Annotated in this window: 14 protein-coding genes; 7 read left to right on the top strand and 7 right to left on the bottom strand. The window is 74.3% G+C overall.

Translation table 11 applies throughout. The features are described 5' to 3' along the window. Positions 1-3: 3 nt before the first annotated feature. Entirely contained in the window at positions 4-1,632 is a 1,629-nt protein-coding gene (locus KME79_RS40310; protein WP_219551186.1) for an amidohydrolase, read from the top strand. Here the strand turns inward: KME79_RS40310 and KME79_RS40305 are convergent. The 3 genes from KME79_RS40305 to KME79_RS40295 are packed head-to-tail and all read right to left on the bottom strand — an operon-like array spanning position 1,599 to position 4,530. Then, a complete protein-coding gene (locus KME79_RS40305) occupies positions 1,599-2,288 on the bottom strand; it encodes a response regulator (RefSeq protein ID WP_148033243.1) in 690 nt (229 codons plus the stop codon). The two genes, KME79_RS40310 and KME79_RS40305, sit on opposite strands and share 34 nt — an antisense overlap. Beyond that, positions 2,258-3,379, bottom strand: coding sequence for a hypothetical protein (locus KME79_RS40300; protein ID WP_219551184.1), 1,122 nt, complete (start codon positions 3,377-3,379; stop codon positions 2,258-2,260). Before KME79_RS40300 ends, KME79_RS40305 begins: the two co-directional genes overlap by 31 nt. Beyond that, the gene (locus tag KME79_RS40295) at positions 3,376-4,530 is read right to left on the bottom strand and encodes a sensor histidine kinase (protein ID WP_219551182.1); all 1,155 of its coding nucleotides are present in this window, start codon (positions 4,528-4,530) and stop codon (positions 3,376-3,378) included. The genes KME79_RS40300 and KME79_RS40295 overlap by 4 nt, the downstream gene beginning before the upstream one ends. 237 nt (positions 4,531-4,767) lie before the next feature. On the opposite strand from KME79_RS40295, the gene KME79_RS40290 reads away from it, so the two are divergent. Then, positions 4,768-5,478: a SpoIIE family protein phosphatase gene (locus KME79_RS40290; RefSeq protein ID WP_219551180.1), complete on the top strand. Its 711-nt coding sequence runs from the start codon at positions 4,768-4,770 to the stop codon at positions 5,476-5,478. On the opposite strand, the gene KME79_RS40285 is transcribed toward KME79_RS40290, so the two are convergent. Both KME79_RS40285 and KME79_RS40280 read right to left on the bottom strand, forming a co-directional pair. Then, on the bottom strand, positions 5,468-5,881 hold the full coding sequence (locus tag KME79_RS40285) for a hypothetical protein (protein WP_219551178.1): 414 nt from the start codon (positions 5,879-5,881) through the stop codon (positions 5,468-5,470). The two genes, KME79_RS40290 and KME79_RS40285, sit on opposite strands and share 11 nt — an antisense overlap. A 48-nt stretch (positions 5,882-5,929) precedes the next feature. Continuing rightward, positions 5,930-8,383: an NPCBM/NEW2 domain-containing protein gene (locus KME79_RS40280; RefSeq protein ID WP_219551176.1), complete on the bottom strand. Its 2,454-nt coding sequence runs from the start codon at positions 8,381-8,383 to the stop codon at positions 5,930-5,932. 202 nt (positions 8,384-8,585) lie between these two features. Here KME79_RS40280 and KME79_RS40275 point away from each other — a divergent pair, with 202 nt between their 5' ends. The 5 genes from KME79_RS40275 (at position 8,586) to KME79_RS40255 (ending at position 15,409) form a co-directional block, all read left to right on the top strand. After that, entirely contained in the window at positions 8,586-9,899 is a 1,314-nt protein-coding gene (locus KME79_RS40275) for an amidase (protein ID WP_219551174.1), read from the top strand. Positions 9,900-10,006: 107 nt separating this feature from the next. Further along, positions 10,007-11,134 (top strand): serine hydrolase domain-containing protein, encoded by a 1,128-nt coding sequence (locus KME79_RS40270; RefSeq protein WP_219551172.1) that lies wholly within the window; start codon positions 10,007-10,009, stop codon positions 11,132-11,134. Positions 11,135-11,160: 26 nt separating this feature from the next. Beyond that, on the top strand, positions 11,161-11,493 hold the full coding sequence (locus tag KME79_RS40265) for an SdpI family protein (RefSeq protein WP_219551170.1): 333 nt from the start codon (positions 11,161-11,163) through the stop codon (positions 11,491-11,493). 116 nt (positions 11,494-11,609) lie between these two features. Then, positions 11,610-13,523 carry a protein kinase domain-containing protein gene (locus tag KME79_RS40260; protein WP_219551168.1) on the top strand — a complete coding sequence of 638 codons (1,914 nt, stop codon included), beginning with the start codon at positions 11,610-11,612 and terminating at the stop codon, positions 13,521-13,523. After that, entirely contained in the window at positions 13,502-15,409 is a 1,908-nt protein-coding gene (locus KME79_RS40255) for a serine/threonine-protein kinase (RefSeq protein WP_219551166.1), read from the top strand. The genes KME79_RS40260 and KME79_RS40255 overlap by 22 nt, the downstream gene beginning before the upstream one ends. Here the strand turns inward: KME79_RS40255 and KME79_RS40250 are convergent. Together KME79_RS40250 and KME79_RS40245 are read right to left on the bottom strand one after the other, a co-directional pair. Next, on the bottom strand, positions 15,396-16,970 hold the full coding sequence (locus KME79_RS40250) for an FAD-dependent monooxygenase (protein ID WP_219551164.1): 1,575 nt from the start codon (positions 16,968-16,970) through the stop codon (positions 15,396-15,398). The genes KME79_RS40255 and KME79_RS40250 overlap by 14 nt on opposite strands. Continuing rightward, on the bottom strand, positions 16,967-17,507 hold a 541-nt coding region (locus KME79_RS40245; protein WP_219551162.1), incomplete at its 5' end, for a fumarylacetoacetate hydrolase family protein. The genes KME79_RS40245 and KME79_RS40250, both read right to left, overlap by 4 nt.

The raw sequence follows: 17,507 nt of genomic DNA, 5'->3' as shown, positions 1-17,507 counted from the left end.
CGCGTGTCCACCATCGTCATCACCGGCGGCAAGGTCATCACCATGGACCCGGCGAACCCCGCCGCGGATGCTGTGGCCGTGCGTGACGGCCGCGTGCTGGCCGTCGGGCGGGAGCCCGAGGTGCTGGCCGCGGCCGGGCCGGGCGCGGAGGTCGTGCTCGCGGGCGGGCGCAGCGTGCTGCCCGGGTTCATCGACCCGCACAACCACCTGCTGTCCACGGCGGAGTCGTTGGTGGCGGTGGACGCCCGCTATCCGGGGGTGGGCAGCGCGCGGGACCTGGTGGCCAGGATCGCCGCCGAGGCGGCCAGGACCCCGGCCGGCCAGTGGATCCGCGCGTACGGCATGGACGACGCGAAGTTCCCCGGCGGCCGGCCCACCCGGCGGCAGCTCGACGAGGCCACCACCGACCACCCGGTGATCGTCTACCACGTCTCCGGGCACCAGGCCGTGGTGAACTCCGCGGCGCTGGCCTGGCGCGGCATCGGCGAGGACGTGGCCGACCCGGCGGGCGGCGCGTTCGTCAGGGACGAGAGCGGCCGGCTGACCGGGATGGTGCTGGACTCCGCCATGGAGCTGCTGCTGCCCGTGGCCGTCGACATCGGCTGCCACGGCCCGAACTTCCACGTCGACCTGCCGCGCGAGCAGCTGCGCTCCTGGCTGGAGATGTCCGCCGAACCGTACCTGAAGGCCGGCGTCACCACCGTGTGCGACCCGCAGGTGTCGCGCCGCGAGCTGGAGATCTACCGGTCCGCCTGGGACGCGGGCACCCTGCCTGTGCGCACGGTGGTCATGCCGCTGTCGCACATGCTCGACGAGCTGACCTCGATCGGCCTGGCGGGCCCGTTCGGCGACGACCGGCTGCGGTTCGGCGCGATGAAGTTCTACTGCGACGGCACGCTCCTGGGCGGCACCGCGATGTTCGACGAGCCGTACGGGGACGGTTTCACCGGCACGCTCTACCACCGGCCGGAGGAGCTCGTCGACCTGGTGCGACGGGCCGCGTCGGCGGGCTGGCAGGTCGGCGTGCACACCCAGGGCGACCGGGCGATGGGCTACACGCTCGACGCGCTCAAGGCCGCGGTCGCGGTGTCCGGCGACGACGCCAGGCCGCGGATCGAGCACTGCGGCCACCCCACGCCGGCGCAGGTGCGCGAGTTCGCCTCACTCGGCGTCATCCCGGTCAACCAGCCGAACTTCCTGTACGACAGCGGCACCGACTTCGTGCGCCGGCTCGGCGACAGGAGGGCCCACCGGCTGCAGCCGATGCGCGAGGAGCTGGACTCGGGGCTGCGCCCGGTGCTGTCGAGCGACTCGTTCGTCTCCTCGCTGCGGCCCATGGAGACGGTCTCCAACGCGGTGCGGCGGCGGACCCGCGAGGGCGGGCCGATCGGCGCCGAGCAGGCCGTCACGCTGGAGGAGGCGCTGCGGGCGCACACCGTCGACGCGGCGTACGCGCTGCGCATGGAGGACGTGATCGGCTCGCTCGCCCCCGGCAAGCTGGCCGACGTGGTGGTGCTCGACGCGGACGTCCGGTCGCTGCCGGCCGACGAGCTGTCCGGCGTGGACGCGTGGCTGACCATGCTCGGCGGCCGGATCGCCTACCGGTCGGGACGGGCGGCCAGCGAGGTGTAGACGTCCACCTCCCCCGGGCTGATCAGGCCGTCCTGGATGGCGCAGATGAGCAGCTTCTCCTTGGTGGGGGCGGGCCGGCCGGCCGCCGCGTACTTGACCCTGGCCCGGTCGATGTACTGGCGCACGGTGCGCTCCTTGATGCCCATCCGGGCCGCCACGGACGCCTTGGACATGGACTGGAACCAGTAGAGGAGGGCCAGCCGCTCCTGGTCGGAGAGCTGGGGGCGGTGCGGGCTCTCGTCGGTGGCGATCGCCTGCGCCATCGGCGGGGTGACGCTGGGCCGGTCGGCGGCCACCTCCAGGATGGTCTCGACGCACGACTCGCGGGTGGCCCGCCCCTTGCCGATGAACGCGGAGGCGCCCGCGTCCAGCACGGCGCGGACCGTCTCCGGCTCCTCGTGCTCGGAGAAGACGATGATCCGCTGCCCGCCCTCGCACAGGTCGCCGATCCGGTCGACGATCATGGTGCCGTTGAGGTTGAGATCGAGCAGCAGCACGTCGGCGTGGACGCCGCGGACCGACTCGATGGTGGGCCCCTGGGCGACGAGCGTCACCGGGCCCGGCTGCCCGAACCAGGACCGGACGCCGTCGACCACCACCTGGTGGTCCTCGACCAGGGCGACCGTCACGGGGCCTGCCAGATGCTGTTGACCCATACCTCCCCTCCCTGCCGCTGGTAGGTGATGACGACCCCGCTCGCCTCGCGCACCGGCGCCGGGCTGACGGGCAGGTCGTCGTTGTCGGCCACGACGGCCACGCTCACCATGGTCGACATGGCGGACACGGTGACCCTGGCCCGCGACCTGGCCCCGTCCAGCGCCTGGAGCGGCACTCTGAGCAGGTCCTCGCGTACGCGGTCGGCCAGGTCGGGCAGCGTGCCGCCGAACGGCGGGACCGTCACCAGCACCTTGCGCCGCTCGGCCGCGTCGATGCGCTCGCGCAGCGCGGTGACGAGCGCGTCGGGCACGTCCTCGCGCTCGGTGATGAGGCGGCGCAGCCGCAGGGCGCCGGCCGTGCACTCCTCGCGGACCCGCGCGTCGCCGGGGTCGGCGCCGTCGGCGAGCCGCTCCAGCAGGTCCTCGGCCACGTCGCGGATGGCGGCGTAGCGGCGCAGCCGGTCGGCGTGGATGCGCTGGGCGGACATCCGCCAGGCGTCGTCGGCGGCGAGCCGCCGCGCCAGCAGCGCCGCGTCCTCGGCGCTGGCGCGCAGCGCGTGGCAGCCGACGCTGTAGCCGAGCTGCAGGGTGATGCTGCCGGCCACGACCACCAGATACTTGGCGACCGAGACGCGGTCGAACGTGCCGGTGACGGCCATCGCGGCGAGCATGAGCCCGGCGTTCGCCGCCAGGAACGCGATGAGCTCGGCCCGCCGGCGCGGCCGGTTCCACAGCAGCATGACGCCGACCCAGCCGACCGAGCCCCACCCCCAGTCGATGGTGCCGAGCAGGTCGCGCGGGTGGCAGGCGAGCATGACCGCGACGTCCACGGCCAGCGTCGCGGCCACGAGCAGGCCCGTCCCCGCGGTGGACGGCTCGGCGCCGCGTAACAGGGCCACGGCGGCGACGGCCCCGACGGCGGTGTAGACCACCCAGGCGACGGCCGCGAGCACGGGCCAGCGGAAGTCGTGCCAGCCGGTGACCGTGACCGTCAGGTCGTAGCCGACGTGCCAGACGCCGGCGATGACCACGGCGCCGATCGCCGTGTAGCGGGCGTAGCGCCGCGCGACCTGCTCGATGTCGCCGGTCATGGCCGCCACCACAGGGTGACCCGGGTGCCGTCGCCGCCGGAGGTGATGTCGGCGCCGCCGTTGGGCAGGGCGCGCATGGTGTCGAGGATGGAGCCGCGCACGCCGAACCGGTCGGGCGGCAGCCGGTCGTGGTCGAAGCCGCGGCCGTGGTCGGCGACCTCCACGCGGATCTCGCCGCCGCTCCTGCGCGAGGTCAGCTCGGCCTCGCGCACGCCGGCGTGGCGCGCCACGTTGGACAGGGCCTCGGCGACGGCGCGGGCGAAGCTCTCGGCCACCTCCCCCGGCACGGTCTCGTGGGTGAGCCGCCTGCGCACCCGCAGCCCGGTGGCGCGCCCGGCCACCTCGTCGAGCAGCGCGTCCAGGGCGATGGGCACGCCTTCCCTGCCGGGGGTGTCGCGCAGCCGGTCGAGCGCGGACAGGTCGTGGGACGCCTGTTCGCGCAGCGTGGCCGAGGGCCCGTCGTAGGTTCCCAGCCCGACCATGGTGAGGGTGTGCAGGGACGTCTCGTGCACGCTGCCGACCTGCTTCAGCTCGTCCTCGCGGCGCAGCCGCTCGACCATGAGCGCGACGTCGGCCCTGGCGCTCTCCCGCAGGAAGCCGTCGGCGGAGGCGGCGGAGCGGCGCAGCAGCGTCATCAGCACCGCGATGGCCAGCACCTGGACGAGGTGGATGCCGAGCGAGACGGTCACGTCCTGCCCCGGGTCGGCGAGCCGCATCCCGGCCAGGTACGCCACCGCGACGACCAGGCCGGTGGGCACGGCCGCCGCGGGCCGCCAGACGACGGCGGGCACGATGATCGTCATCGTGACCAGCCCCGCGACCCAGCTCGCGCCGCCGGCCAGCGCCTCCCCTGCCACCAGGTGACGCTGCGCCAGGCAGAGCGCCACGGTGATCGCCACGTCGCCGGCCACGAGCCAGGCGGGCAGCCGCGTGCCGCGCCACATCCGCCACAGGAACAGGGCGGTCCAGCCGAGCTCGGCCGCCAGGGCGGGCGCCAGCCAGGCCGCGGAGACGGGCGGGGCGGCCCCGAGCGCCGCGGCGACGGCCGCGACCAGGCCGACGACGCCGCGCGCGCCGGCAGCGGTGCGCGCGGCGGTGCGCTCCAGCTGCCTGGCCGCCGAGTCGTAGCGCGTGGAACCGAGGTGAGCCATCGCCCGTCCGCCCGCGACGAGATCACAAGTCGGCACTCACGATAACGCACCGGGCGCGGGCGAGCCGGGTGCGCGGTCATGGATCGCATGGCAGCCTTCCTCGGGCCTGTCTCACTCCCGCACCTTCCGCCGTCCGCGCCCCCTGCGGCATGACGGCTGATCGACCGTCATGCCACCCCGGGCGGGGCGGCGTGTACTGATCCGTGTCGCGATCACTGCGGCCGAGGGGGGACCTCAATGACGCTCATCTCGATCTCGATCCTGATCTCCTGCCTGTCGGTGATGGCGGTCCGTGGCAGGCGGGGGCCGTGGCCACCGGGCATTCCGGTGGCACGGCCGCGGCTGTCGGCAGCGGGCGGCACGTACGAGGGCTCGAACGGCCGTCCGTCCGACGTCTACGTGATCCAGGAGCGGCTGATCGCGGTGGCGGACGGAGGGGGGCGAGGCCGGCGCGGTCACACGGCGGCCGCGCTGGCCCTGGGCGCGGTGGTCGCGGCACGGCCGCAGACGGCCGGTACGGAAGAGGAGGATCTGGGCGGCTGCGCGCGGGCGGCCCGCGACGAGCTCGCCCTGGCGGAGCGGGCCACCGGCCTGGACCTGATCGTGCTCGACGCGGGCGAGCGCCCGCGCCTGCGCTACGCCCACGTCGGCGGCGGCGCGATCTGGTACTGCGCGAAGGGCGGGCGGCCGCGGCGGCTGACGAGGCCCGGGGACGGCCCGGTGGGGACGGCCGAACCGGAGGTCGGCAGCGTGCCGCTCCACCAGGGCGATCGCATCGTGGTGGTCACCGACGGCGTGGTCACGGCGCTCGGGGCGGAGCGGATGACCGCCCTGTTCGCCGACGGCCGGTCCCCGGCGTCCTGCTTGGATCAGCTGTACGACGAGATGTCGGTGGTGGAGCCGGAGGAGGACGCCACGGTGCTCGTCGCCGACTTCGTCACCGCGTGACGCGTTCCTTGCCCTGGTAGAGGCCGTACACGAAGCGGGCCCGGTAGGTCGCGCCGTCGTGCCGGAAGTCGGCCGCCCAGTGGTGCGGGGCGCCGCCGGGCCCGGTCAGCACCTCGAACTCCAGCTCCGGCCACGACGGCAGCACCCAGCACGCCACCTCGCACGTCAGGCTGCCGACCGGCCGCTCGCCCTCACGGGCCGGCGGGCCGAGCGCCGACCGCAGCGCCGTCAGCCCTTTCGGCGCCCGCGCGGCGTGCGCCAGCCTGGTCCAGTGCGCGTGCGCGGCCCGCAGCTCGGCCCGGGTCGCGCCCAGGTCGCGCAGCGCCCGCTCCACCCGCGGGGCGTTGACGTCGCGCATCCGGTGCATCAGCGTGAGCTCGAACTCGCGTACTCCGTATCTCATCTGCTTCCGATCGGCGCGGGACGACACCGCATCGTCGCACAGCGCGCCCTACTCGGCGCGGACGTCGTCGATGTGCACGTCGCCGCCGGTGTTGAGGAACACCCAGACGGCGCGGACGTCGGCCGGGTCGAGGGTGACGCCGAGCGGGCACGCGATCTGGTCGAACCGCTCGGTGACGGTCCTGCTGGAGTGCGGGCCGATCCAGCCCCACCGGCCGCCCTGGCACCACGACATGTCCTCGCCGACCTGGATGGCGATCTCGCCGACGGTGCCGACCTCGCCGGCCCGCACGTCGAACCTGAGCATGCTCGTGCCGGTGAGGTCGAGCGGCTCGTCCAGCGGTCTGCCGAACCAGTTGCCGGCGACCGGGGTGGACACCTTGAGCCCACTCGTCCCGTGGGTGTGGAAGAGGGGTGACCGGGCGACGGTGCCGCCGTCGCCGGGGTTGGCGATGATGAAGCCGTCGGTGCCGGTCTCGAAGGAGAACAGGGTGCGCGAGACCGGCAGCACCGGGCTGTCGCCGGGGACGTCGCCGCAGGTGAGCACCGGTGACGCCCAGTCGGCGTGGACCGCCGCCGCGCCGGACTCGGCGGTCAGGCGCAGCCAGTCGGCGCCGGTGAGGTCCGCGGTGAGCGTGGCGGGCGCCTGGCCGGAGGTCATGGGGCCGCTGGTCGCGGCGGTGCGCGCGTCGGCGTGGACGGTGAACGTGGCGGGGGCGCCGGCCGCCGCCTCGTCGTCGACGCCCACGTCGGTGACCAGGCGGGAGCAGCGGCCGCCCAGGTAGTAGCTGATCTCGCTGCCGGTGGTGGTGCCGAGCCCGCGCTGGTACACGCGGCCGCCGATGGTGATGAGGTTGCCGTCGTCCTCCAGCGGCCCGCCGTTGCTCTGGTCGGCCTCGACGGGCCCGGTGGCGTTGACGGTGCTGACCGGGGCGACGGTGCTGAGGTGGCGGCGGCCGTCCCCGGGGGCGGTCACGACCACGGCGACGATCTCGCTCGACGTGCCGGCGGAGCGGCGGCCCCACCGGTAGGCGGCGGTGATCTCGATCGGGTGGCGGCCGGCCGCCGCGGTCGCGGGGACGCCGATCCGCCAGGTGGTCTCCAGGGCGGCGTCCGTCCGGAGCCGGGCGCTGCCGGAGGGGCCGGTCGGGGTGGCGGTCCAGCCCTCGGGCGTCCGCACGGTGACCTTGACGTCGCGTACGTCTCCGGCGCCGCGGTTGGTGACCGCCGTGGTCAGCGTGCCGCCGTCGGCGGGCACGACGGTGCCGAGGGCGGCGCCGGCGACGACGGACGGCGGCACGTCGCCGGGGCCGCGCAGCGGGCTCACCCGGTAGACGACGGTGCCGTGCGCGGGGACGGCGGCGGAGATGGTGGACCGGGCCTGGAGGGTCCGCCCGGTCCACAGGTCGCGCAGGCGGTACGCCCCGGCCCGGCGCAGCCCGGTGTCGGCGGCGGCGACGCTGACCGTGGCGAGCGTGTCGGTGGAGTTGTAGAGGGCGATCGCCCGGTCGCCGCCGGCCAGCGGCTTGTCGAGCACCATGAGGCCGTTCTCGTCCGAGACGACCGCGCCCTGGACGCCCAGCCGGTCCTGGTCGACGGCGATGATCTCGCGGTTTCCGAGGATCTCCAAGGTCTCGGCGGAGGCGGCCCGCAGGTCGGTGCCGATGATCAGCGGGGCGGCCATCATCGCCCACATGCTCATGTGGGTGCGGTACTCGGTGGCCGTCATGCCGCCGTTGCCGATCTCCAGCATGTCGGGGTCGTTCCAGTGTCCCGGTCCCGCGTACGGGGCGAGAGGGGCGTTCTGGCGGATGATGGAACGGACGCTGGACCAGTCGTCGCTGATGTCGCCGGTGGTGCGCCACAGCTGCCCGACGCCCTCGGCCCAGGTCCACGGCTGGGAGGTGCCCCACTCGCAGATGGAGTAGACGATCGGCCGCCCGGTTCGGGCGAGCGCGTCGCGCATCGCCGTGTAGCGGCGGATGTAGTCCTCCTGCGAGCCGTCGGACTGGTTGTTGCAGTTGTCGTACTTGAGGTAGTCGACGCCCCAGTCGGCCCAGGTGCGGGCGTCGATCTCCTCGTGGCCGAGGCTGCCCGGATAGCCGGCGCAGGTCCTGGTGCCGGCGTCGCCGTAGATGCCCAGTTTGAGGCCCTTGCCGTGGACGTAGTCCGCGACGCCGTCGATCCCGCCGGGGAACTTGTCAGGGTCGGGGACGAGCCTGCCGTCGGGTCCGCGCTCGCGCAGGGACCAGCAGTCGTCGATGTTGACGTACTCGTACCCCAGGTCTCTGAGCCCGCTGGAGACCAGGACGTCGGCCGTCTCCTTGATCAGGGTCTCGCTGACCTCGCAGCCGAACGCGTTCCAGTTGTTGAACCCCATCGGCGGGGTGGCGGCGAGGGCGGGCCCCGCGGTCGGCGGCGCGGAGGCCGCGGCCTGGACCGGCGCCGCGACGAGCGTCGCTCCGGCGACGAGCAGGGCGGTGACGAGGGCGGTGAGCCGCATGGACGCCTCCGGCTGATGGCGGGGTACGCGATCGGGGACGCTACCTACGCTGATCCACACCGTCAACGCTTTTCTTAACTGGTTCACCGAACCGACTGAAAGTTTCAGCAGACCGACACAACAAAGGTCATGTCGTGAATCCTGAATCGGTTAACCACCCGCACATTTGGGGCGCGTGGCGTGAGCATGTAGAAGTGACTGCATGACGACGTCTTCCGGGCCTTTCGCCGGCCGCACCATCGACGACCTCGGCCGTGACCTGCGGGCGGGCCGCACGACGGCCGAGGAGCTGACGCGGGAGGCGCTCGACGCCATCACCAGGCTCGATCCCGTACTGAACGCCTTCGTGAGCGTCGACCAGGACGGCGCGCTGGCGGCGGCCAGGGAGGCCGACGCCGAGCTGGCCGGCGGGGCCGACCGGGGCCCGCTGCACGGGCTGCCGGTGGGGGTCAAGGACCTGCTGCTGGTGGCGGGCATGCCCGCCACCATGGGCTCGCGGCACTTCGCGGGGTACGTCCCCGACACCGACGCGGCGTGCGTGACCCGGCTGCGCGAGGCCGGGGCGGTGATCGTGGGCAAGACCACGACCCAGGAGTTCGCGTACGGGCCGACCGGCGACTGCTCGGCCAACGGCGCGTCCCGCAACCCGTGGGACCCCGCGCGCATGTCGGGCGGCTCCAGCGGCGGCAGCGGCGCCGCCGTGGCCGCGGGGCTGGTGCCGCTGGCGATCGGCACCGACACCGGCGGCTCGGTGCGCATCCCCGCGGCGCTGTGCGGGGTGGCCGGTCTCAAGCCCGCGTACGGCGCGATCCCGGCTGACGGCGCCTTCCCGCTGTCGCCCAGCCTGGACCACGTGGGCGTGCTCGCCCGTACCGCCGGCGAGTGCTTCCTCGCCTACCGCCTCCTCAGCGGCGGGGACGCCGTCGAGAGCGGCTCCGTCACGCCACGCGTCGCCTGGCTCGACCCCTCCGACCTGCACCCCTGCGACCCCGAGGTGGTGCGGGTCGCCGCCGGGGCTGCGGGCGCCAAGGAGCGGGTCGCGCTCCCGCCGGGGGCCGCCGAGGCGTTCATGGACGTGTACGTCACGATCGGCGGCGCAGAGGCGGCCGAGGTGCATGCCGAGCGGGTGGCGGAGGCGCCTGAGCTGTTCCAGCCCGAGGTGCTCGACCGGCTCAGGGGCGCGATGCGGGTGCCGGGCTGGAAGTACGTCCGCGCGAGGGCGGAGCGGCGGCGGCTCGCCGGGGTGGCCGAGAAGCTGTTCGAGGACCATGACGTGCTCGCGCTGCCGACCGTGCCGCTCACCGCCCCGCCGCTGGGCCTGCGGGAGACGGTGCTCGACGGCCGGCCGGTCGGCGTCCGCGCCGCGCTGCTGGCCCTGACCTCTCCGTGGAACGTGCTCGGGTTCCCGGCGCTGTCCGTGCCGGCGGGCCTGGCCGGCGGGCTGCCTGTCGGGTTGCAGCTCGTCTGCCGGCCGGGCGACGAACACCTGCTCGCCGCCGCCGTTCCCACGACGTAGTGCAGGCTGTACCAGCGGTCTCCAGCGGGCTGGATCGATCTTGAGGGGGCGCGCCGACAGGCTGGGTGGTGTTCGAGAACGAGCCATCCGAGCAGAGGGAGCCACCCATGTCGCAGCACCCCGCACGCATCCTGGCGGCGTCGGCACTCGCCACGCTGGCCGGGCTGGGCCTGACCGCCCCGGTCGCGCACGCCGCCCCCGCCGACCCCGTGCAGAAGCGCCTGGACACGCTCGTCCAGGAGTCGTCGTTCCCCGGCGCGATCGCGGCCGTGCGCGGGCGCGACGGGCGGACCCGCACCTACACGGCGGGCGTGGCCGACCTGAAGACCGAGGCGAAGATGCCGGCGGACGGGCGGGTGCGGATCGCCAGCAACACCAAGATGTTCACCGCCGTGGTCGCGCTCCAGCTGGCCGGTGAGGGCAAGCTGGACCTGGACGCGCCCATCGAGAAGTATCTGCCCGGGGTGGTCCGGGGCAAGGGCGTCGACGGGCGGAAGATCACCACCCGCCGGCTGCTCCAGCACACGAGCGGCCTGCGCGACTACGACGACGTCCTCATCGGCGACTTCTTCTCCGTGCTGGAGCGCCACTTCGAGCCGCGCGAGCTGGTGGACACGGCGCTGGCGCGCCGGGACTCCCCCGCCAAGGGCTGGGACTACAGCAACACCAACTACATCCTGGCCGGGCTCGTCGTGCAGAAGGTCACCGGCCGGCCGATCGGCGAGGAGATCACCAGGCGCGTCATCAAGCCGCTGGGCCTGCGCGACACGTACTGGCCCGGCGTCGGCGAGCGGGACATCCGCGGCCCGCACCCCAAGGGCTACCTCGCGCTGAAGCCCGGCGACCCGTACCGGGACGTCACCCGGCTGGACCCGTCGATGGCGTGGGCGGCGGGCGCGCTCGTGGCCACCCCGAAGGATCTCAACACGTTCATGACCGCGCTCATGAACGGCGAGCTGCTCAGGCCCGCGCAGCTCAAGCAGATGAAGAAGACCGTCGCCGCGCCACAGTTCGACACCGTGGGCGGCGCCCGGTACGGGCTGGGCATCGCCACCTTCAAGCTGAGCTGCGGCGGTTTCGCCTGGTCCCACGGCGGTTCCGCCCCCGGCTACGCCACGGGCAACGGCGTCACCGAGGACGGCCGCGCCGCCACCGTCGCGGTCACCTCCCTGCCGTCGGACCTGCCCGCCGTCAAGAACCTGGAAGCCGCCCTGGACACCGCCCTCTGCGCGTGACAGCCTCGATCCGAGGAGGGGCGATCATGACGGCGGGCGAGCAGATCATCGTCGCGGTCCTCTTCGGCGGGGCGGCGTTCCTCGCGCTCGCCCTGGGCCTGCTGGGCGCGTCCCGGCGGCTGCCGCGCAACCCTCTCTTCGGGGTCCGTACGAGGACGTCCATGGCGAGCGATGAGGCCTGGCGGCGGATACACGTCAGATTCGCCCCTTTCTCATACGCGGTCGCCGTCCTCTGGGCGGTCACCGCGGCCACTCCCTTCGTCACCGGCTGGAACGAGCCGCTGGTGCTCGCCGGGATCGTGCTCGGGCTGGTCGTTCTGCTGGTGGGGGCGGTGCGGGCGCACCGGGATCCGGGGTAGCGCTCCCGCGCGGATCTGGGCGCACAATGGGTGTCAAGGGCAGGTCAATCCGCCCGGTGAACACTCATAATCGGTGGTCTACGCGGCAGCCTCACCTGCCGGAAGGAGAAACCGGGATGCCCGAGTTCTTACCGCTGCGCGAGGAAGACCCGACCCATGTGGGCCCGTACCGGCTGATCGGCCGGCTCGGCAGGGGCGTGTACGCGGCCGAGGGCGCGGAGGCCGGCCGGCCCGTGGTGGTGAAGCTGCTGGGCCCTCAGGTCGACCAGGAGCGGTTCCTGCGGCTGGTCGAGTCGATCCGCGAGGTGTCCGCCTTCTGCTCGGCCCAGGTGCTCGATTCGGGCACGGCGGGCGGCCGCCCTTACGTGGTGAGCGAGTACATCGACGGGCCCACGCTGGCGGCGGTGACGGCTGGCGGGACGCGGCTGCGGGAGGCGGCGCTGCACCGGCTCGCGGTCGGCACGGTGACCGCGCTGGTGGCGATCCACCAGGCGGGGGCGGTCCACGGCGACGTGCGGCCGGAGAACGTGGTGCTCGGTCCCGACGGCCCCCGGCTGATCAACGTGGGCGTGGCGGGGGCGATGGCGGACTCCGCCGAGACGACGACCCGGCAGGTGGAGACGCCCGCGTTCGCGGCGCCCGAGCGGCTCGACGGGGCGGAGCCGGGGCCGGCGGCGGACATGTTCTCGTGGGCCGCGACCTTGGTGTCGGCGGCCACGGGGCGCTCCCCGTTCGACGGCGGGTCGATGGCGGGCACGGTCAACCGGATCGTCGGCGAGCCGCCCGACCTGCCCGATCTCGGGGACCTTCGGGGCGTGGTCGAGGGGTGCCTGGACAAGGACCCGGCGCGCCGGCCCTCCTCCAGCGACGTGCTGCTGCGGCTGGTCGGCGAGACGCGGTTCCTGACCGGCGAACTGCTCCCGCAGGCCGGCGGAAGGGACGAGCCGCCCGCGCGGCGCGGGCGGGGGCCGCTGGTCGCGGTGGCGGCGTTCGCCGCCGGGGCGCTGCTGTCGGGCGCCGCCGTGTACACGCTGGCGCCCCCGTGGGTGACCACCTCGGCGGCTTCGTCCCCCTCGCCCGGCGCGGTCATCACCTCCGGCGCGCCGATCACCCCCAGCGTGACCACGGCGCCGGTCGCCAGCGTCCCCCCGAAGGCGGACAAGGACGTCGAGCTGCCCGACATCGGCGCCACGCTGCACGAGCACCCGGACGACGTCGCGCGCCTGACGGCCTACCTTCAGGTGAGCCGGCCCTTCAAGACGTTCGTCAGGGACGCGTCCGGCCGGTTCGAGGAGGTCGGCCTGGCCGAGGAGCCCCGGGTGTCGCCGGACGGCCGGTGGGTGGCGCTCAACCCGTGGCTCAAGTACCAGAACTCCGACATGGACCACGTCCGGTTCCGCGACCTGTCGACCGGCGAGACCTTCACCGTCCAGACCGTGAAGAAGCCCGAGTCCACGCAGGTGCCCGCATGGTCGCGCGACGGCCGCCGGCTGCTCCTGTCGATCAGGACGGAGGACGCGAAGCTGTTCTCGGGCTTCGTCGTCGTCGACGTGGCCGCGCGCACCTCCACGGTGGTCAACACCCAGTACAAGGACGCGATCTCGCTGCCGTTCACGTTCCTCCCGGACGGGACGATCGCCCGCGGCTACTCGGGTGAGAAGTCGCAGGGCATCGAGACGTACGACATGTCGGGCAAGGTGACGACCACCAAGCACTGGGTGGGCATGCCGCGCGACCGCGACTGGTACTCGCCCGACGGCAGGCAGTTCTTCACCGTCTGCCCGAAGAGCGGGGACGTGTGCGTCTGGGACGCGGTGACCGGCGCACGCAAGGCCACGGTGGAGGGCCTGGACGACGACGTCCGGCTGATCGGCTGGTTCGACGACGACCACCTGCTGATCGAGGATCCCGGCAAGAAGAAGGGCCGCCTCCAGGTGAAGGTCGTGGACTTCCTCGGGAGGACGAAGCGCGTGCTCGCGGACCTGGACGAGCGCGGCAGCAACCGCCAGTGGGCGGCGATCCGGCGGTGACCGTGGAGCCGAGGCCGCTGCTGACGGAGGACCCCGCGCGGGTGGGGTCGTACCGCGTCGCGGGCCGGCTGGGCGAGGGCGGGCAGGGCGTCGTCTACCTGGGCGAGTCGGCCACCGGCGAGCGGGTGGCGATCAAGCTGCTGGCGCACGCGCTGGACGAGGAGGCCAGGGCCGACTTCGCCAAGGAGGTCGAGCTGGCGCGGCGGGTCAAGGCGTTCTGCACGGCGAGCGTGCTGGCCAGCGGCGAGCTCGACGGCGTCCCGTACGTGATCAGCGAGTTCGTCGACGGGCCGTCGCTCGCCCGGGTGCTCGCCGAGCGGGGGCCGCTGGGCGGGGCCGAGCTGCGCCGGCTGGCGATCGGCAGCGTGACCGCGCTGGCGGCCATCCACCAGGCGGGGGTGGTGCACCGCGACTTCAAGCCGGGCAACGTGCTGCTCGGCAGGGACGGGCCGCGGGTGATCGACTTCGGCATCTCCAGGACGCTCGACGCCGCGGAACCGGACGGCGACCACCTGACGGGGACGCCGCCGTTCATGGCCCCCGAACAGTTCGGGCGCGGGGCGGGCGCGCCCGCGGACCTGTTCGCGTGGGCGGCCACGGTGGTGTGCGCGGCGACCGGCTCGCCGCCGTTCGGCTCCGGCGACGTGCCCGCGCTGGTGAACCGGATCCTGCGCGCCGAGCCGGACCTGGGCGATCTCTCCGGCGACCTGCGCGAGGTGGTGAGCAGTTGCCTGGCCAAGGACCCGGCGGCCCGGCCGACCGCGCGCACCGCGCTGCTGCGGCTGCTCGGTCACCGGGTGGAGCCGCAGCGCCTGCTCGCCGAGGGCACCAGGAGCGCGGCCCCCGAGCCCGCCCCGCGCGGGCCGCGGCGGCGGGTGCTCGTCGCGGGCGCCGCCGCCGTGGTGCTGGCGGGCGCGGCGACGGCCGCCGTGCTCGGCCTCCGGAGCACGCCGGACGACCCGATCCCGCCGGCGCCGCAGCGCGTCTCCTCCGGTCCGATGAACACCGGCTCCACCACCACCTCGCCCCTCCCCGGCACCGGGGTAGAGCTGCACGAGAACCCCGCCGACCCGATCTGGGCCAGCTCCTACTACGGCGGCTTCGCGGAGGCGGACTTCCCCGCCTACGTCCGCGATCCCCGGACCGGGACGTTCCAGCGGTTCGGCAGCTTCCAGATCCCGGTCGTCTCCCCCGGCGGCCGGTACGTGGCCGCGCTCCCGGTCTCCAACCTCGACGTGACCGACCACAACACGCTGCGGCTGGTGGACCGCGGCACCGGCGAGGACGTCACGCTGCGGACCGCCGGCAAGCCAGGACTCACGCTGGACCCGGCCTGGACCGCCGACGGCAGCCGCCTGCTCCTGACGCTCAGGGCGGGCCCGGACGAGCAGCGCACCGTCGGCTTCGTCGTCGTCGACCCGGCCGCCAAGAGCGTCCAGACCCGCCGCACGGACTTCGGCGGCGAGGCCGGCTACGGGTGGGGGCCGGACGGCTCGACGCTCGTCACCCAGGGCGGCGACGGCGCCATCCGGTACGTCGGGCTCGACGGCCGGGTGCTGCGCACGTTCACCGGCAAGGGCGCGCTGATCCGGGGCGGCGTCGCGGACACCACGGCCGGCCGGGTTTTCACCACTACCTGCCGGGAGGGGTCGCGCGACGTCTGCCTGTGGGACGCGGCCACCGGCGAGCGGAAGGCGGTGATCCCGCCGGCGAAGGGCATGGTGTTCAACGGCTGGCTGGACCGGAGCCACTTCCTGGCGACCGTCATCGGCCGCGAGAAGGGCCGGCTGGTGCTCGGCGGGATGGACGGCAAGACCGTGCGGGTCCTCGCCGAGGGCCCGGCCGGCCAGCTGAACCAGATCAGCGTCTGGTTCACGCCCCGCTGAACCCGAGCACCGTGCGCAGGATCGCCGCCGGGTCGCCACCGCCGCCCCGCCAGGCCACGTGCTGGTCGGGCCGGACCAGGACGAGCGGCGCGCCGTACCTGTCGAGCAGCCCTTCGCCCGCCAGGTCCACCACCGTGAACGGCACCCCGAGGGCCCGCGCCGCCTCCTCAAAAGCGGGGCCGGGCTCCGGTGTCAGGCGCAGCAGCGTGAGCCCCTCGCCCAGCGTGTCGTACAGGGAACGGCCGCCGGGCAGCCAGGCGTGCGGCAGCCGCGCGCCCGGCCGGCCGGAGCCGTGGTAGTCCTGCGGGGTGTGCGGCGGGACGGGCGAGCCGTCGTCGGCCACGATCGGCGAGCCCGCGTAGTGGTAACCGAGCACGAGCCCCTCGCTGTAGAACTCGCCGGCCTTGACCCGCAGCGCGGCGGCCGTCTCGGCGCGGGCGCGGGCGGCCTCCGGGCCGGTTCCGGTGAGCGGCCGGTCGGCGAAGGTCGGCGCGAGCAGCTTCTCCTGGGCGGAGCTGTCGGCGACGGTCTGGACGGCCACCGGGCGGCGCTCGGCCTCGTAGCTGTCGAGCAGGCCGGGTCCGCCCCAGCCCTGGAGCACGGCGGCGAGCTTCCACGCGACGTTGACCGCGTCGCCGACGCAGGTGTTGAACCCGTGGCCGCCCCACGGCGGGTTGAGGTGGGCGGCGTCGCCGACCAGGAAGACCCGGCCGGCGCGGTAGCGGTCGGCGAGCAGCATCCGGGCCACCCACGGGTCGGTGCTGACGACGCTGATCGGCAGGTCGGCGCCGATGAGCACGCGCACCAGCCGTTCCGGGTCCGGGGCGGAGGTGCGCACGTCGACGCCCACCATGATCGCCCACCACTTGTCGTCCAGGTCCATCCGGCCCATCAGGCCGGACACCTCCGGATGGATCACCCAGTACTGCACGGCCGGGTCGAGCGGGATCTTCTGCGCCAGGCCGGGCGCCCTGAACACCACGCTCAGGTTGGGCCGCTCGCCGGACGAGCCCTCGTACGACGCGCCGATCGCCTCGCGGCTGACCCCGGCGGCGCCGTCGCAGCCCAGTAAGTAGTCGGCTTCGAGCGCAGAGCCGTCGGAGAGCCGGGCGCGGACCCGGTCGCCGTCCTGGTCGATCGCGGTGACGGCGACCCCGGTCAGCAGCGTGACGGCGGGCAGTTCGGCCACCGCCTCGCGCAGCAGCCGTTCGACGATCGGCTGCGGCACCTGCTGGCCGGGCTCCGCCCACCGCTCGTCGCGCTCGGGGTGGAGGCCGAAGGCGTGGGGGAAGCGGGTGAGCTCGACGCCGAGCAGGTTCGTACAGAACAGGACGTCCTGCGACCAGGAGACGGGCAGCGGCGCGGCGGCGCGCAGCCGGTCGGCGAGGCCCCACCGGCGCAGGTGCTCCATGGTGCGCATGCTGGTGGTCTTGGCGCGCGGCCGGTCCTGGTCGATCGTGGTGCGCGGCTCGACCACGGTGACGGTGACGCCGCGCCGGCCGAGCTCGACGGCCGCGGCCAGCCCGGCGGGGCCGCCGCCCGCGACGAGGACCCGGCTCACGCGCCCCTCCTGCCGGCCGGGCCGGTGACCGGCGTCCGGATCACGCCCAGCCGGTCGACCTCCACCTCGACCACGTCGCCGGGCGTCAGCAGCCGGGGCGGCGTGCGGACGTAGCCGACGCCTTCCGGGGTGCCGGTGGCGATGACGTCGCCGGGGTGGAGTGTCAGCGTGGCGCTGATGCGGGACAGGAGTGCGGGCACGGTGAAGATCATGTCACTGGTGTCGCCGTCCTGCATCACCTCGCCGTTGACCCGGGTGACCACGCGCCATCCGTCCGCGGGGCTCCCGGTCTCGTCGGCGGTGACGATCGGGCCGATCGGGCCGCTGCGGTCGGCGTTCTTGCCGAGCGTCCACTGGCTGGTGAGCTTCTGGGCGGTGCGGGCGGTGATGTCGTTGAAGGCTGCGTACCCGAGGACGCCCGCCCCCGCCTCGGTCTCGCCGGCGTCGGCCAGCCGCGCGCCGACGACGGCGGCGACCTCGCCCTCCCAGTCCAGCCCCGGCTCGCCGGCGGGCACCGGCACGGCCGTGCCGGTCACC

This window comes from Nonomuraea harbinensis, from assembly GCF_019396385.1.
Taxonomy (GTDB): domain Bacteria; phylum Actinomycetota; class Actinomycetes; order Streptosporangiales; family Streptosporangiaceae; genus Nonomuraea; species Nonomuraea ferruginea.
This window is presented reverse-complemented; position numbering and strand designations above follow the sequence as displayed.

Bases quoted from the DNA above. Each gene is read 5' to 3' on its own strand.
- KME79_RS40305 (WP_148033243.1), bottom strand. From the start codon at position 2,288: ATGGGTCAACAGCATCTGGCAGGCCCCGTGACGGTCGCCCTGGTCGAG.
- KME79_RS40300 (WP_219551184.1), bottom strand. From the start codon at position 3,379: ATGACCGGCGACATCGAGCAGGTCGCGCGGCGCTACGCCCGCTACACG.
- KME79_RS40295 (WP_219551182.1), bottom strand. From the start codon at position 4,530: ATGGCTCACCTCGGTTCCACGCGCTACGACTCGGCGGCCAGGCAGCTG.
- KME79_RS40290 (WP_219551180.1), top strand. From the start codon at position 4,768: ATGACGCTCATCTCGATCTCGATCCTGATCTCCTGCCTGTCGGTGATG.
- KME79_RS40285 (WP_219551178.1), bottom strand. From the start codon at position 5,881: ATGAGATACGGAGTACGCGAGTTCGAGCTCACGCTGATGCACCGGATG.
- KME79_RS40280 (WP_219551176.1), bottom strand. From the start codon at position 8,383: ATGCGGCTCACCGCCCTCGTCACCGCCCTGCTCGTCGCCGGAGCGACG.
- KME79_RS40275 (WP_219551174.1), top strand. From the start codon at position 8,586: ATGACGACGTCTTCCGGGCCTTTCGCCGGCCGCACCATCGACGACCTC.
- KME79_RS40270 (WP_219551172.1), top strand. From the start codon at position 10,007: ATGTCGCAGCACCCCGCACGCATCCTGGCGGCGTCGGCACTCGCCACG.
- KME79_RS40265 (WP_219551170.1), top strand. From the start codon at position 11,161: ATGACGGCGGGCGAGCAGATCATCGTCGCGGTCCTCTTCGGCGGGGCG.
- KME79_RS40260 (WP_219551168.1), top strand. From the start codon at position 11,610: ATGCCCGAGTTCTTACCGCTGCGCGAGGAAGACCCGACCCATGTGGGC.